Here is a 16970-nt window from a genome sequence, read left to right on the forward strand (position 1 = left end):
AGCGCAGTCCCCTTCCAGGAGCGACACCCCATCTCAGCCACAGGGCCGAGCCGGCTCTCCCAATCGTGCATTTGAAGGGCTCTGGTTGGGCAGCCCTTAACGAGCACGATCGACGTTAAACCCATTGAAATGAAGGCTTTCCACAACCTTTCGCGCCTTGGGCGCTTAAACCCCTTGGGACCAGTTGATTATCCACTTCATTGGAACAAGCACACCCTGATCATCTTATTCGAGCCTACTTAAATTTAGTACTTGGCTGTAAATGACTTCTTTGGTGAAATTTTCGAGTGGAAGAATAGCTCGGGGTTTTGGTCATCCCGAAAACCATAGCTTCCACGCCGCTTCGAATGGCTCCGAAAGTGGCACGTACTCCGCCAGCCTCGCCAGCACCTTCCATGCGCACGCTTCCCCGCTCCCTCAGGCACCTCACCAGCCTCGTCCTCCTGTGCCTCGGCTCGACAGCTGCATCACTGCACGCTGTCACCTACACATGGACGCCGACTGCTGCAGGCACATTCCAATGGAATGATGGACTCAACTGGGGCGGCACCGCTCCTGTCCCGGGAGCCGCCGCCGATGTGGTGAACCTGAACGCAAACCTAGCTGGAGCTCAAACGATCAATCTTGATACGAGTGTCACCTTGGGAATCCTGAACATCGGTGATCCCACGACGGCATTCTTTGCCTATACCCTGGTCCCCCAGGGAGGCAGCACCCTGACCTTTGACAACCTGGCGGCAGCAGCATCCATCAACAAGGCCAACGTCGCCTCGACCCTCACCGACGTCATTGCCGCCAACATCATTCTGGCGAGCAGTTCCAGTGCCACGTTCAACCTCTCCAACGCGAGCGCGAACCTCACCAACATCCTGCAAATCTCCGGGAACATCTCCGAGACCAACGGCGCGAAGAATATCGTGGTGTCCGGCGTGGCTGCCAGCTCCAACGGCGTAACCGTTCTCTCCGGCACCAATTCCTTTACAGGAAGCGTTTCGCTCAGCTCCGGCACCCTTCGCATCCTCGGGGCCCAGGCTCTCAACACCGGTTCCACGAACGGCATCATCCTCTCTGGCGGCACGCTCGACCTGCGGGCTGATGGCAATGGTACGGACGGTGGCACAGACTTCGTGACCGGAACGACCACCCGCACGCAGAAGATTGTGTTTGGAGATAATGTGACGGTGGCAGGCAACACGACCATCGCCGTGGACCGTGTGGGTGGATACACCGCCGGAACCGCGAGTGCAGGGGGCACGCTTTTCCAGACGCCACTCAACAAGACCATGCAGTTCGGCACCCTTTTGATCGGTGCCAACACGCTCACCATCACCAACAACAACGGCTATGGCGTGGAATTCTCCGGCGGCGTCTCCCTGACCGGTGCCGCCACCTTTTCCGTGAGCACTGCCTCAGCAGCCAGCACCACGGTACCCGGCCTCGTCCTCAGCGGCATCGTCGATGATGGTGCAGGCAGCTTCGGCTTCACAAAAGCTGGCGCAGGCACTCTCCTGCTGACCAATGCCGCGAACGCCTTCACCGGAACCATGACGGTGACGGGTGGTGTGCTGGGCGCCACGAGCAACGGCGCGCTGGGTGACACCGCAAACGTGGTCATCATTGGCTCGGGCGCTTCGAGCACCTTCCAAGCCTTCGACACCTTCACGGCCACCGGTCGTGTGTTCAACTTTGCCAACGCCACCAACACCAGCAACAACATCGGTGTTTCGCAGGGCAAGACGCTCACCGTGGACACTGCATTCGCTGGAGCAGCCGCGAACGGTTTCCAGAAGACGGATGCCGGGACCCTGGTCATCACGGTGAACAACGGTACAAAGACGGGCGCGACGACGGTGGCGGGGGGCGTCCTTCAATTAAACGTCAACGATGGTACCGGCTCGGGAGCCATCACCGTCACCAGCGTCATTGGCAATGCGCTTCATCTGAGTGGTGGCGTCAGCGAAACCAGTGCCATCACTCTGAACAGCACTGGGGTGAACAGCAGCGGCTCGCTCTTCAGCCTCCTGGGATCGAACACCGTGGGCGCGGTGGCACTGCAAACGGCCTCCACCGTGGGAGCCGCCTCCGGTGCCGAGTTGAACATGGGGAATGTTACGGGTGCATTTGCACTCACGGTTGCGGGTGAAGGCACGGTCAATCTCAATGGCACACTCGCCAACAATCTTGCCCTGATCCGTTCCACCAACACCACTGGACCTACCGCCGTCATCGGAGTGGCGAACGCCATTGCCGCAGCCCAGACGGTTACCCTGAGTGGAGGCACCCTTGTCATCGGCAATGCGACGGGTGTGGGCAGCCTTGCTGCGGGAGCTGGTGTCGTGACCGCAAACGCCGGCAGCACTCTCCGCATCAATGATGCAGGTGGCGCTGCTGTTCCCAATCGCCTTGGAAGTCGCGCCCTCACTCTGCAGGGATCCAATCTGGAGTATGTGGGCAATGGACTTGCCGCCTCGACGGAGACGATCGGCACCTTTGTGCTCGGCGCAGGCCAGAGCAACATCTCCGTGACCGGCGGCACCGCTGGCAATGCGGCAACACTCGTCTTTAGCACGGGACCATTGGCGCCCGCCGCCGGTTCGTTCATCAACTTCATCACCAGCACCGACAACATCATCTCACTCACCGTCGCCCCCACCGGAGTCGGTGGCGTGGTGCAGCGTGCTTCACTGAATGGAACAGATCTCGTCAGTGCGGCAGCCGGCACGGTTACCGCAGCCACCTACACAGGCGTGACGGACGACATCAACAACACCGCCGGCGCCCCCACCCCGGGCGGCACCACGGCAGCGGCGGCGAATGCGCAGATCACCGGAGCGGGTCCCCACTATCTGGCAAACACGGCCAACACGCTGAACTCGCTCGTCATGAACAGCGGCGTCGCCACCACGGTCACCTCAAACTCGATCGGGAATACGCTCACCATCACCAGCGGAAACATCCTTGTCTCCGGCTCCATGGGCAATGTACTCAGTGGCATGACCCTCGCGCAGGGAGCGGTGCCCACTGCCTTCATGGTGAATACCGGCTCCTCACTCAACTTTGGCGGGGTCATCACGACCAACACCAATGTGGGTCTTCAGAAGGCGAACGGTGGTCTGCTGGAAATCTCGACCCGGCAGTTCTTCAACACCGGCACGGGCAACTTTGACATCAATGGAGGCACAGTGAAGCTGAGTGGGGGCAATCACACCCTGGCCGCCCAGCTCGTAAACATCACGCTCGCACCGGGCGCCACCCTGGATCTGAATGGCACCGTGTTGCAAACCAACCGACTGGACTCCACCAACCTGGCAGCCGGAGCCGGCACGGGCGGTGACATCATCAACTCCAGCGCCACCCAGGCCACCCTGGTCAATCGCAACACTTCCGTCTTTGGCGGAAGGGTGATGGGCAATATCTTCTTCGGTCATACCCAGGCCACGACACTGTACAACGACAACAGCTACACGGGTGCCACGTTGATCAACGGGAGTGCGACCACCTTGCAGGATCTCGGCAAGATGTCCGGGACCTCTGCCATCTTCATCCATGGCGGTGCGTTGACCATTACGAATGGCGGCACGGTGAATGACAACAACCGTGTCAATGACCTGGCTGACATCACGATGCGCACCGGTACCATCAACTATACGGGCCGCGACAACACCGCATCGAGTGAAGTCCTGGGCAATGTCATTCTCGCGGAGGGCGCCTCCCAAATCACCGTGAACAACGGAGCCAACGGCACCCGTTCGACAGACCTCATTCTCACCAGCCTGACGCGCAGTTCCAACGATGCCGCCCTGAACGTGAACACCGCAAACGGGGATATCGGTAATAGTCCGCGCGTCACCGTCACCGGTGGCCTCACACTCACCAACAACATCATCGGGGGATGGGCCGTCACAGGCGGTGCGGACTTCATCAGCTACAGCGACGCCTTCGGTATCGCCAACCTGAACACGAATGGCATGGCGGGCTACGACCGCAACCTCGCCGGCAACCAGACATTCACCAACCTTCTTGCCACCGAGAACATCAAGAACACAGGCACCTTCGCCTCCACCCTGGGAGATGCTGTCGGCAATGTGATCACGGTGAACACCATGGTGCTCAACCCTGGCGCCGCCAGTTCACTTGCTTTTGCGGACTCGAATGACGTGCTCAATCTTACCGGCGGCGGCATCATCAGGAACGGCGCCTTCGCCACTTCGATTGGTAGCGCGGTGGACAACGGCAGCATCACCTCCGGTGGCGTGGGCGCTGTAGGAACCCAGACGCTGCACTTCCACAATACGGGCAACGCAACGACCACCGTCAATTCCCGGTTTATCAACAATGGCGCAGCAGCCCTCCGTGTGGTCTTTGATATGTACAATACGAGCACGGTCGTGCTCGCCAACGGCAACAACAGCTACACCGGCGGCACGGTCGTCAACGGATGGACCGGCAATACGGGCAACTCGAATTCCGGCACCGTGACAGCGGGAGCGGTGGGAGCAATTTCCGGGACGGAATTGATCATCAACAACGCCCTGGTCACCTCAACGGTCGTGGGAGGTATCGCCGCCACGAACAACGTCACGCTGAACATGGGCGCCGGCCTTACTCTGGCCAACGGCACCAACACGCTCGCCAGCCTCACGATCAATGCCAGCGGCTTCTCAGGAGCCGCCAACGGTGCGCCAACGGTCAACATCGGCAACGCAACCAGCGTCCTCTTCCTCACCAATCCGACGATCAATGCCTCAAGCAGCAATGCGACCAGCGTGGGCACGGGTCTCATCACTGCGTCGGCGGCAGGCGCCCAGCTCAACTTTGGTGGCAACACCGCGGTCTTTAACATCGATGGCATCAAGCAGAATGGGCAAATCATCGATCCCTGGGTCGCCACCTTGAACGTGGGGGCCAACGTAAACATCGTGAATGCCAATGGCCTGCTCAAGCAGGGTGACGGCATCCTCCAGCTCTCCTCCACGGGCAGCACCTTCTCGGGTGGTGTGAACCTCGCGGCCGGCGGATTGCTGATTGGCGCCAGCAGCACTCCCTCTGCCCTCGCCAGTGCCACGCTGCAGATGCCCGTGACGAGTGGGCCTCTGGGCACAGGCACCCTGACCATCGGCAATAACACTCGCATCCTCTCCAGTGCTGCGGCCAATGCAGTCACCAACCAGATGGTGATCAACGGCGACTTTCAGTTCGATGGCCTCATAAACGTTGCCTTGAACGGCTTCGCGGATCTCGGCGGCGCCGTACGCACCATCAGTGTGAACGCACAGCAGATGACCGCCACCATGGGCGGCATCCTCTCCAACGGTGGCATCATCAAGACCGGAAACGGCACGCTCATCCTCGGCAACGCCAATACCCTCACCGGTGGCGTGACACTGAATAGCGGCACCCTCGTCGGCATCATACCCATCGGCGCCGCAGCGAACTCCTCCTTCGGCACAGGGGCCATCACCTACAATGGAGGACTGCTCTCCATGCGGGCTGCCATCGATGCCAACTCCCTGAATGACATCAACGTGAATTCCGGCCTCGCCTATGTGAATCTTGAAGTGATCAGCACTACCGCCGCGAACAGCATCCGCATGGGGAATCTGAACCTCCCCATGTCCACCAATCCGACGGTGCGGCAGGTGAATGTGTCGGGCGGCACCGCCTCCAATCCCAGCACCCTGGTGTTCACCGCAAACTCTCTCACCTCAAACAGTGTCGGGGCATCCGGCAGCCGGGTCGCGGGACAATACCAGGTCTTCAATATCGCGGCGAACACCACCGTCGCCATCACGAACGGTGGCTTTGCGCGGAACAATGAGCCTCTCAACGTAGGCGCAGGCACCCTGCTCCTGGGAGGCAACAACCTCTTCTCCAATGCCACCACGGTTACCACCAGCAATACAGGTGCGGCACCTACGGCCAATGCCGTCAATACGGTGTATGGCACCGGCCAGACCGTCACCCTGAGTGGAGCTGGCATCGTGTACACGATCGCCCCCCAGATGGGAGCCTCGCTCCTCGCCGGCTCCTCCACCGGAGGCCTGCAACAGTCTTACACGGTGGTAGGCGCCTCCAATCTCAACGTGGCAGCCAACTGGGGCACTGGTCCGACGAGTGTCATGAATGGCCTTCAGCCAAACGAGACAGCAGCAAACCAGGCCGCCCACGCCAGCGCCGCCAACGGACTTCTCATTCACAACGGCTATCTGAATGTCACCACCGCCGGCAACTACAGCTTCATCATCGGCTCGGATGACAACAGCTCGCTCGTAATCGATGGCGTGGAGATCGCGCGCGACATCGGCGCCGGCCACGGGGTGCAGGACACGGCACGTGGCAGCATCTTCCTGGCTGCGGGACAGCACTCCATCACGGTGAAGGGAAACACCGGCGGCACTGCAGGCGGCATCCGCGTGCTGTACAGCGGTCCCGACACCGCGGCGACTGGCGGCAACAACGGCTACCAGGGCATCCCTTCTTCTGCGCTGAGCTACTTCACGGGACCCGCCAATGCCGGAAACAACTATTACAACGCGGCCCAGATCGACAACGACTACGTGCTGGCCCTGGGCACCACAGCGACTCTTCAGGGACTCGGCACGGATTTCAACAGCACGCTGAAGACCCTGACCATGGGAAATGGTTCGACACTCACGGTCACCAATGATCTGGGCACGGCTGGCGTTGGCGGCACGGGCTTCATCGGTATTAAGGGAGTCACCACCCTCGGCACCGGCGCTACGGTGAACCCGACCACGGGCATCCTCTACCTCATCGGAGGAATCAATGACGGTGGGAATGGACTGACGAAGACGGGCGCCGGCTCGCTCTGGCTGAATAACAGCACCCTGTTCTCTGGCCTCTTCTCCATCAACGGCGGCACGGTCCGTATTTTCGAGAGTGACGCCCTCTCCACCGGCGGCAATACGGTCGCCTCGGGCGCATCCCTCGATCTCAACGGCGTGAATTCGTCCGCCGGACGCAATGTCACCATCAACAACGTCGGGACCGCCTCGCAGAATGGCGCGCTCTACAATAGTTCCGCTGTGGCTGGTGGGCTGGGTGGTAATCTCACCCTGGGCTCTGCGTCCCAGATTTCCGGCTACGGTGACATCACCATCTCTGGGACCGTTACCAGCAGCGTCCTCCTGACCAAGGCCGGCGTGAATACGCTGACCCTGGGTGGTGCGAGTGGGGCTTCGTTCTCGGGCGGCCTCACCATTGCGGGTGGCGTGGTGAACAATGGCGTCCTCAATTCTGGTGTCGTCGGAGCTACCGGAACCGGAGCTCTCACCATCAATGCAGGCGCTGTGCTCAATCTGAACGGAAACAACGTGGGCCAGAACATCACGGTCAACGGCACCTCCATCGCGAACCAGGGGGCTAACAACAACACCCTTGGCAACATCATCAATACCAGCCTCTCTACTTCTGCCGCTTCCCCCAGTCCTGCAGCCGCCGGGTCCGCCCAGATGAAGCAGGCAAACACCGCCGGCACCGCAACGATCAGTGGCAACATCACCCTGGGCACGGCCGCGACCGGCATCGGCTCAAACACCTACGCCACCGGTGGTGACATCATCATCACGGGGAATATCTCAGGATCGCAGGCCTTGACCAAGGTGGGCGGAGATACCGTGTATCTTCGCGGTGCAGCAAACACCTACTCGGGCGGCACCCTGGTAAACTATGGCTCCCTGGTGCTCGACAACGGAGGCATCCTCACCGGATTGGGCGGCGCGATTGACGTGCGCATCGGTGGCAGCTTCGTCATCGATGATACAGGCACGCTGACGAACAACCGCATCAACAACGGTGCTGCCACGAGCAACAAGAACCTCATCATGCGAGGCGGCACCTTCACCATTCTGGGGCACGCCGTCGCGGGAACGGATATCACCGAACTTTTGAGTGCCAGCGTCACTGGCGGCAACACGCGAGGCCTCAACTTCGATCAGGGGCACAACACCATCAATCTCACTGCCCAGCCCGGTGGAAGCAGCATCACCCTTACGATCACCCGCGCGGGAACAGAACTTGACTTCAGCAGTTCGAACGGGGCGACCGGGGTGATCAACGCGCGCAACCTCGGCCTGGCGGCAGCCGGCGCTGATGGCAACACCAACATCATTCTGACCAATGGTCTTTCCACCGCAGGTCTTAATATCATCGGCCGCCAGAGCAGCGTTGCCAATGGCGGGGCCAATGGTATCACCGACAAGGGCATCGCCTCGTTCCTGATCGTGAATGACGGGACCAACATCAACTTCGCCACCTACGACAGCACCGCGGGCAATACCGTGGGCATTCGTGGTCTTGGCACTGTTGCTGGAGAGTATGTGGCCGGGAACACCAATACCCTCGCTGCCAATCTGAATACTCTCATCACCGCCAACACCACCACCGCCGTCAACGCAGCAATCTCCATCAACTCGCTGAAGATCACCGGCGGGACGTTGACACTGCAGCAAGGTACCAACATGAACATCCAGAGCGGCGGCATCCTGGCCACTGCGGATGCGACCATCGCGGGAACCGGGATCATCGGTGTGGATGGCACGCCCGTGGGAAGCACCACAACGGCCTCACAGAACCTCTACATCCACACCATCGGCGGCACGACAGACCTCACCTTGAACGCCAGCATTGGCTACGCTTTCAACAACAGCGGGCGCCTCGGGGACCTCGTGAAGGCGGGAACAGGCTCCCTGATTCTGGGAGGCGCCAACTTCCACACCACGAACACACGTGTGAACGAAGGCACCATCGTGCTGAACAATACCCAGGCCATCTTCTACCGGCAGGTGACCGCAGCCACGGCAACCAACTTCAACAGCAGCAACGCTGGTCCCACCCTTCAGGTGAATGCCGGAGCCACCGTGGACATGAATGGCTTTGACCTGACGGTGAACAATTTCGGCAACATCATTCCTGCCACCAACCAGAACTCTCTCGCAGGTGGCACGGTGGTCAACAATGTGGCGGGCACCAAGATCTTCTCGATGAACGCCACGGGCGACAACACGTGGGGTGGCAACATCAGCAGCGGAACGGGGGTGATCAACTTTGCCCGCTACGGTCGAAACACCTTCAGCATCACGAACGAGAACACGTACACCGGGACCACCATCATCGCTGGCGGCGCCACCACCATGCTTGACCTGGGGGCTCTCCGGAACACGAGCCTCGTCACCGTCAATGCCGCCACCCTGATATGGAGTGATGCCGGCACCCAGGCGGACGCATGGCGCCTTGGCGTGGTTCCCGCGGATATCGTGCTCAACGGCGGGGGCTTTGCCTACACCGGCCGTGGCGGTTCGTTCACCACCGCAAACCTGGGAGATGTCACCCTCGGTTATGGGGCCAACCAAATCAGCACCACTGCCGGTTCCTTCGGCAATGCCACGGTGCAGATGGCCTCTTTCACCCGCAATACGGGCGCCGTGATCAATTTCGCAGGCTCGACGCCGGGAGATGATGGTTTTGTCAGGGTCACTGGAGGCGTCACCAACTACAATGGCATCGTAGGCGGCTGGGCCATCACGAGCATTGCCAACCCCTACAACCTCACGGCAGCCGGAGACTTCGTGCAGTACGATCCGGGAACAGGTTTCCGCGCGATTGTCGATTATCGGACGACAGGGCTTATCGACTATGCAGGATCCGGGTTGGATCGTCCTGGTTACGGGAACGCCGCCTTCGGCGCCGGGTACAACATTCGTGTGAACTCCAACACGACGCTCGCCGCTGGAACCAACGTGGCCAACAGCATGGTCATCGGTGCCGGTGCCACCACCACCCTCAGCTTCGCAGCCCCCACCGACACCCTCTACATCCAGTCAGGCGGTATCCTTGGCGAGACCAGCGCCACTGCCAAGAACATCGGCAACTCCACCGCGGAAGGCGGAAGAATCACTGCAGGGAACAGCGACGGCACCGCCGGAGCAGGCAACGCGGGATACGAGCTCTTCCTCCACAACCTGGGGAACACCATGACGGTGAATGCCCAGATCGTGAACAACGGTGCCAATGCAGTGAACCTCGTCACCAGCACCGGTGCGCAGAATGGTCCTGTGATCCGTCTTGCCAATACCAACACCTACACCGGCACCACCACGGTGAACTCCACCGACCTGCGTCTGGCCTCGACCACAGGTTCCTCCATCGCCAACAGCACCAACATCTTCATTGTGGGCGGCACCGAAAATGCTGCGGACTCCTCCCGGCAGACGATGAGCCGCATTCTGTTTGAGAACGCAGGCAACCAGGTCAACAGCGGCGCCACGATCAACATCGTCAACAATGCGACCTTCGACACGAACCACTTCGATCAGACCCTGGCCAACATTGTCTTCACCAACGCGGGTGGGCATACCGGGAACAGCAGCGGCGTTGGTGGCAGCGTGCGTTCCGGTGCAGGCACCATCACGCTGACCGGCAACATCACCGCTACCAACCTGACGAACATTTCGACGGTCCCCTTCATCCAGGGGAACCTGAATCTGAATGGTGGTCAGCGTACCGTCACCGTGGACCTGGTCACAGGTTCCGGCGTGCAGGGAGCGGCGCACATTGGGCTCTCCATCCTCGCTGACATGAGTAATGGGGGTATCGACAAGGAAGGCGCTGGCATCCTGGCCATCACCGGGGTCAACACGTACTCGGGCAACACCAACGTGAACAATGGCACACTCGTGCTGGGTGGACGTGACCAGCAGGGCACGCCAGCGGCCATCACGGCGCAGCTGCAGAACTCCCGTCTCAACGTGGAAGCCATTGGCCTGGTGGATATGCGTGGTGGTAATGCCATCGTCGGTTCCCTGAGCGGCTCGGGCACCATCACCAACTCTGTCTACGGCACGACGGCCGTGGCGACTGGTGCGCCCAGCACGTTGTTCATTGGCGCGGACAATACCACCGACGCGGATTTCTCCGGACGGTTCACCAACTTCATGAATGGCATCAACGAAACCACGGGGTATGCGCTGAACGTCACCAAGATTGGCACCGGCACACAGATCATCTCCGGGGACAATGCCGTGGCGATCCCGTCTGCCACCTCCAATGGTGACGTGAACAACGTCGGCACCCTCGACATCCAGAGTGGCACCGTCCTGGTGAATGGCGCCAATGGAACCCTTGGATTCACCACCGTAAACATCAAGCAGGGCGCCTCGCTCACGCTGGACTACCGCACCGAAAACAAAGCCAACCGCCTGGGTGGCTACCGCGTGACAGACACCGCCAACGGCGATGTGGCCAATGACACCACCACGGCCCGTACCATCAACATGCAAGGCGGTACGCTGACCTTCATGGAAGGCTCCGCCCTGATCAATGAAGGCACCTCTGCCGCCCTTGCCCTGGGCACCAACAGCGGCGCCCCCACCGTGGTGCTGAACTCCGGATACTCCACCTGGCTCTTCGATACCTCGGGTGGCAACGCCGGCGCCACGGTGAACGTGGGCGCCATGACCGCCGGTGGTGGTTCACTCCTCATCAACGTCGGAGCAGGACAGACCCTGGGGCGCACCGCAGCTGGCACCAACAGCGTCAACGTGTATGTGAATGGTGGCAAGACCGGCCAGGGCGCGGGCGCCCTCTCCGCTCCCGGCACGGCCGTGAACGCCGCAGCAGGGGTGCAGGGCAACGTAGTTGGCGGCATTCGCGCCGACATCACGGCGCAGGATTCCACCGGCGTGGGCTTTGTGACGTATGACACCTTTGGCTATCGCCTGCTGGAGTCTGACGAGTACTCCGCCTTCCCCGTGCAGCCGGACAGTCCGCTCACCACGGGAGGTGCAGGCTCGCCCACCAATCCTCCTGCCAACTGGGCGGCAGTCAGCCCCACCGTAGGCGCCGCCTACACGGGCAATGCCCTGGTCATCACTTCGCAGAACTTCACGACGAACACCACCGTCCTGAGCCTACGCCTCGACAACGGAGGCGGCGTCACCTCCATCGGGGGCTCCCCTGCTGGCGGCTCCCTTCCCTTGAGCAATTTCCCGGAACAGAACTTCAATGCGCTGGGTCTTCTCAACACCCTGACCGTCTCCTCGGGCAGCATCATCGGGAATACAGGCAACCTTGGATTCAATGGTGGAGCCATCAGCTCCGGGACTGGCATCCTGCGCATCACGGCTGCCGCAAACATGGTTTCAAATTCCTTCCTGATCAGCACCGCCACAGGGAATGCCTTTGTCAAGGATGGCACCGGAACGCTGACGCTCAACAAGCGTGTCTTCCTCGGAAGTTCCACGGACCCTGGCATCACCTTCGTGAACCTCGGCACGCTGCGTCTGGCAGCGGGTGCCAATACCCTGAATGTACTTAACAGCGGCGCTGCCTCGCTGGCCGACAACGTCACGGTCAACCCCGGTGGCGTGCTTGATTTGAATGGCTTCGACCAGGTAATCGGTGGCCTCATCAGTACGGATCCCCTTCCCGGAGGTGGTGGCAGTGTGACGAACACCGGCGCCCTTGCCAACCTGTTCGTCTCCCAGGCCAACAACACCTTCCTCACCTACGCCGGCTCGATTGATGGAAACATCAATCTGTACAAGACGTCCGTCTCCGGGGCGAATCCGTCCAACCTGACGCTCACCTCTGCCAGCACCTACACCGGCAGCACCACCGTTCAGGGTGGCATTCTCATCCTGCAGGACAGCGCCACGCTGGCAAGCACCGTGTACCATCTCAACGGTGGCCAGCTTCGCTACGAAAACCGCGCCAACTCTCTTTCCGGCATCGCCAACCGAGCCCCGACCACTTCCACCTTCAACATGCGGAGTGGCACCTTCCTGGATCTCGGCCGTCCCGGGCAGAATATCTTCGACACCGTCGCGGTCGTGAATGCTCTGGAAGGCTACAATGAAATACGTGTCGATGCAGGAGCGGCTTCCGCAGCGGGACTGAGGATTGGCACCATCAACGTCACCTCAGGTGCGCAGGTTCACTTCAACACCGGCTTCGGCACCCTGGGCGCCACAGGAACGAATCCCACGATCTACTTTGATACTGCTCCCACCACCATCAATGGCGTGATTCCTTGGGCGGTGGCACAGACGGACCAGATCGCCATGTACAACACCGCCATCAATCCGCTCACCGGCGGACATTATGGGGTAGCCGTACCAAACGTGACAGGCGGGGGCACCACCACGGCGAACTACCAGGATACCACGATTGTTAGTGCCACCACCACTGAGAATGTGAACCAGGCCACAGGCACCATCACCGAGGCTGCGGCGACCACCAGCCGCGTGTTCAACTCATTCCGCTTCAGCAGTACCACGGGCACCACCATCAATCTGGGTGCGGCGGAACTCGTGCGTCTGGAGGCGGGCGTTCTCATTTCCGCCCAAGGTGGCCTCACCTTCAACAACGGACAAATCACTGCGGGTGCCACCACCAATACCGCAGCCACACTGTACAGCACCCAAGCCAGCAGCACGACCACCATCAACAGCCAGCTCGTGGACAACGGCACTGGGCCCCTTACCTTTGTGAAGGGCGGTGCAGGGACATTGAATCTCGCTCCCACACTCGCGGCGGGCATTTCCGCCACAGGCGGGGCCACCGTGGCAGGCAGCACCACGGTGACGATAGCCTCAGCACCTACCACCCCTGTGGCCGTGGGTGACGCCGTCACCGGTCCCGGCATACCCAATGGTGCCACCGTGACTGCAGTTACCTCTTCCACGTCGTTCACGATTTCCGCTCCGGCCCTGGCGACCACGAGCGGCACGACGATCGGCTTCGGTACGGCACAGGTCATCACCGGAACCAATCCCGCCGTGGCATCCGGCGTGGCCCTGCCCACCATCACCGTCACCAATGCGCAGGCAGCCAGCCTTTTCGCGGGAACGGGTGTCTCCGGTGTCGGTGTTCCTGCGGGAATCACCATTGCCACCATTGGCGCTGCCGACAGCGGCGGCGTAGGCCTGACCACGATCACGCTCTCCGCTGGAAACGCAAACGCGGCCATCACTGCCAACCAGGCCTTCGCCTTTGCCAGCGGTCAGATCGTCACCAACGAAGCCTACAGTGGCCCCACCATCATCAATCAGGGCACGCTCGGCTTTACCCCGGCAGCCGGCACGGGTGTGCGTCTGGTGAACTCCTCTGCCACCACTCCCAATCCTGAATTGATCATTAACAATGGTGCCACACTCACTCTCACACCTGGTGGCGCCATCGCCCCCACGGCCAATGTCACCATCAATGGTGGTGGCATTCTGAACTTCGGCGCCAGCCTCAATGCCACGAGCGGTCTGAATGCGGTGAACAGTCTCACCTTCAACAACAATGGCGGAACAGTCACCCCCACCGTGGACATTCGCGCCAGCAGCATCCTGACGGTGAAGAATGGGTTGATCACAGCCACAAGCGACAACCAGGGATCCGCTCCGACTATCACGAATGGCACGCTGACCTTCGGCCAGATCTCCCTGGGCACTTCGGTGTCTGGCTCGGCTGATGTGACCGTATCGGATGTCGGCGGCTTCGTGGTGGGTCAGACCGTCGTGGGCGTCAACATCGCCCCAGGCACCACCATTCTCTCCATCAACGGCAACGTGCTTACCCTGTCCGCTGCGGTAGTCACCGGCACGACTGGCGCAGTCTCCACGCAGAATCAAGCTGCAGGCAGCACGTCCCCGATTGCACCCGAACTGAATGTCACGACCTCCACGGTGAACAAGCTCTCGGCGGACCTCATCATCTCCTCGGTCATCGCCAACTCCACGGTCGGTGGCGCGGGCATCGGCGGCTGGAGCAATGCCGCGAATGGCGGGGCAGCGCTCAAGAAGACTGGCAATGGCAACCTGGTGCTGAGCGCCGCCAATACCTTCGACAACGGTTTCAACCTCAATGAAGGCACGGTCACCATCGGCAACGCTGCGGCTTTTGGCACAGGTGCTCTCTCCATCGCCAATGGTACGACGCTTCTCTCCAACGGCACCGCAGTGACGATTACCAACGCCCTCAACATCAATGGTGACTTCACCTTTGGCGGCCAACAGGCAGGGCACAACATCACCCAGACCACGGGCGCGGTGAATCTCGGTGGCGCCGTGCGTACCATCACCGTCACCAACCCGCTGGTAACGGCGACCATCTCCGGTGCCATTTCCAATGGTGGCCTGTCCAAGTCCGGCAACGGTACTCTGCTCCTGAATGGAACCAATACCTACAGCGGCGGCACCACGGTCAGTGCAGGCCTCCTCACTGCAGGCAGTGCCACGGCACTCGGCGCCAACACGAGTGACCTCACGGTGAAGGCTGGCGGCACACTCAATGTGAATGGCCAGACCCTGGGTGTGGATGGACTCAATGGTGACAATGCCACCATGGGCGGACTCATCACCAACTCCGGCGCTGCCGTCGACTTCACCATCGGCAATGGCAATGAGGCCACGGCTGTCTTCGCCGGCACCATCACCAATGCTGCGAATGCGATCCGCCTCGTCAAGGTGGGCACCGGCACCCAGGTCCTCAATGGCACGAACACTTACACCGGTACCACTACCGTGAATGGCGGTGTACTTCAGGTGGGCGATAACGTCACCCGTACCAATGCCACGCTGGGAAGCGGCGCCGTCACGGTGAACAACACCGGCACCCTCGCCGGCACGGGTCATGTGCTCGCTCCCGTCGCAGGAACTACGATGACCATCGCCTCGGGAGGCGTACTGGCCCCAGGTGTGGCCGATGTCACGCCCGGAGGCGGCATCAATGGCAATCTCACGCTCGGCAGCACGGCGGGCAATGGACTTCGTCCGCTCCCCGTAAACGGTGCTGCGGGTGCTTCACCTTCGACAGTCAGTGGCGTGGTGAACCTCACGGTGGCCAATGGCGGCCAGATCCAGATGGGCGTCACGAGCGCCACACTCAACGACGCCAGCGTGACCAGTGCCTGGATTGGGGGCACCTATACCAATGCTGCCGTCCACTACGCGGCGCTGAGCACGACCGACAAGCAGAAGTGGAACGGACAGGGCTGGACCCAGGCTGGCACTGCGCTCGTTGGTTCCAATACGGTGACTCTCACCAACCTTGGCCTTGGAGTAACGGGAGGCACGGGGAATGGTGGTATCTATGTGGGCCAGACCGTCACTGGAGCAGGCATCGACCCCGGCACCACAGTCGTCTCCATCAATTCTGGGACCGGTGTGGTCACGCTATCCAGCAACATCACGGCGACGAGCGATGCCATCACCTTCGGCAGCACCGTCCACAACGTGACTGTAGTGGCAGGCAGCACTTCCATCACCGTAGCCAACACCGCAGGATTAAGCGTCGGCAACACGGTCAGCGGAGCTGGAATCGCCGCCGGCACCACAATCTCCAATATTGCGGGTAATGTGGTGACGCTCAGCCAGCCTGCTCTTGGCTCAAGCTACTCCCCCACCCTCACCTTCGCCCAGCCCGGTAACCACGATCACATTACCATCAGCGGCACCTTGACGCTGGGAACGAATGCCAGCGGCACCATCAGCGTCATCGACAACGGCTATCTCGCCAATGCGAATGTAGGAGATGTGTTCAACCTCCTGGACTGGAGCACGCTGACCATCTTGGGAACCTTCAATTCCGGCACCGGACTCCGTGATGGATCCCCCGGCTCTGAAATAGGTGTGGATCTGGATCTGCCAGATCTGTCCAGCAAGAACCTGTTGTGGGATGTCAGCGCCTTCTCCAGCAACGGCATTCTCGTCGTGGTGGGGGTGGTCCCTGAACCCACCCGCGCCCTGCTCCTCGTGTTCGCCCTTTCCCTCGTCACCCTCCGCCGCCGTCGGAAGATGTAAGTGTAGGCTTGAGGCTTGAGCCTGAGACCTGCAGTGAGGACACACGCACTGGAAGCACGTTTTTCCTCCGTGAATTAGGGAAATCGCCAGTCTTTCATTCTCTGACAGGCAGACAAGGAGTGAATGCCGCCACGAGGGCACCATGCGAACTGGCTATAGTTT

1 protein-coding gene is annotated in these 16970 nt (G+C 60.8%); it reads left to right on the forward strand.

Features of this window, described 5'->3' with window-relative positions; all coding sequences use genetic code 11:
• The first annotated feature begins 395 nt into the window (after nucleotides 1–395).
• The gene (locus G5S37_RS20680; RefSeq protein WP_165206338.1) at nucleotides 396–16808 is read left to right on the forward strand and encodes an autotransporter-associated beta strand repeat-containing protein; all 16413 of its coding nucleotides are present in this window, start codon (nucleotides 396–398) and stop codon (nucleotides 16806–16808) included.
• Nucleotides 16809–16970 lie beyond the last annotated feature (162 nt).

It is taken from the genome of Roseimicrobium sp. ORNL1 (genome assembly GCF_011044495.1).
Taxonomy (GTDB): Bacteria; Verrucomicrobiota; Verrucomicrobiia; order Verrucomicrobiales; family Verrucomicrobiaceae; genus Roseimicrobium.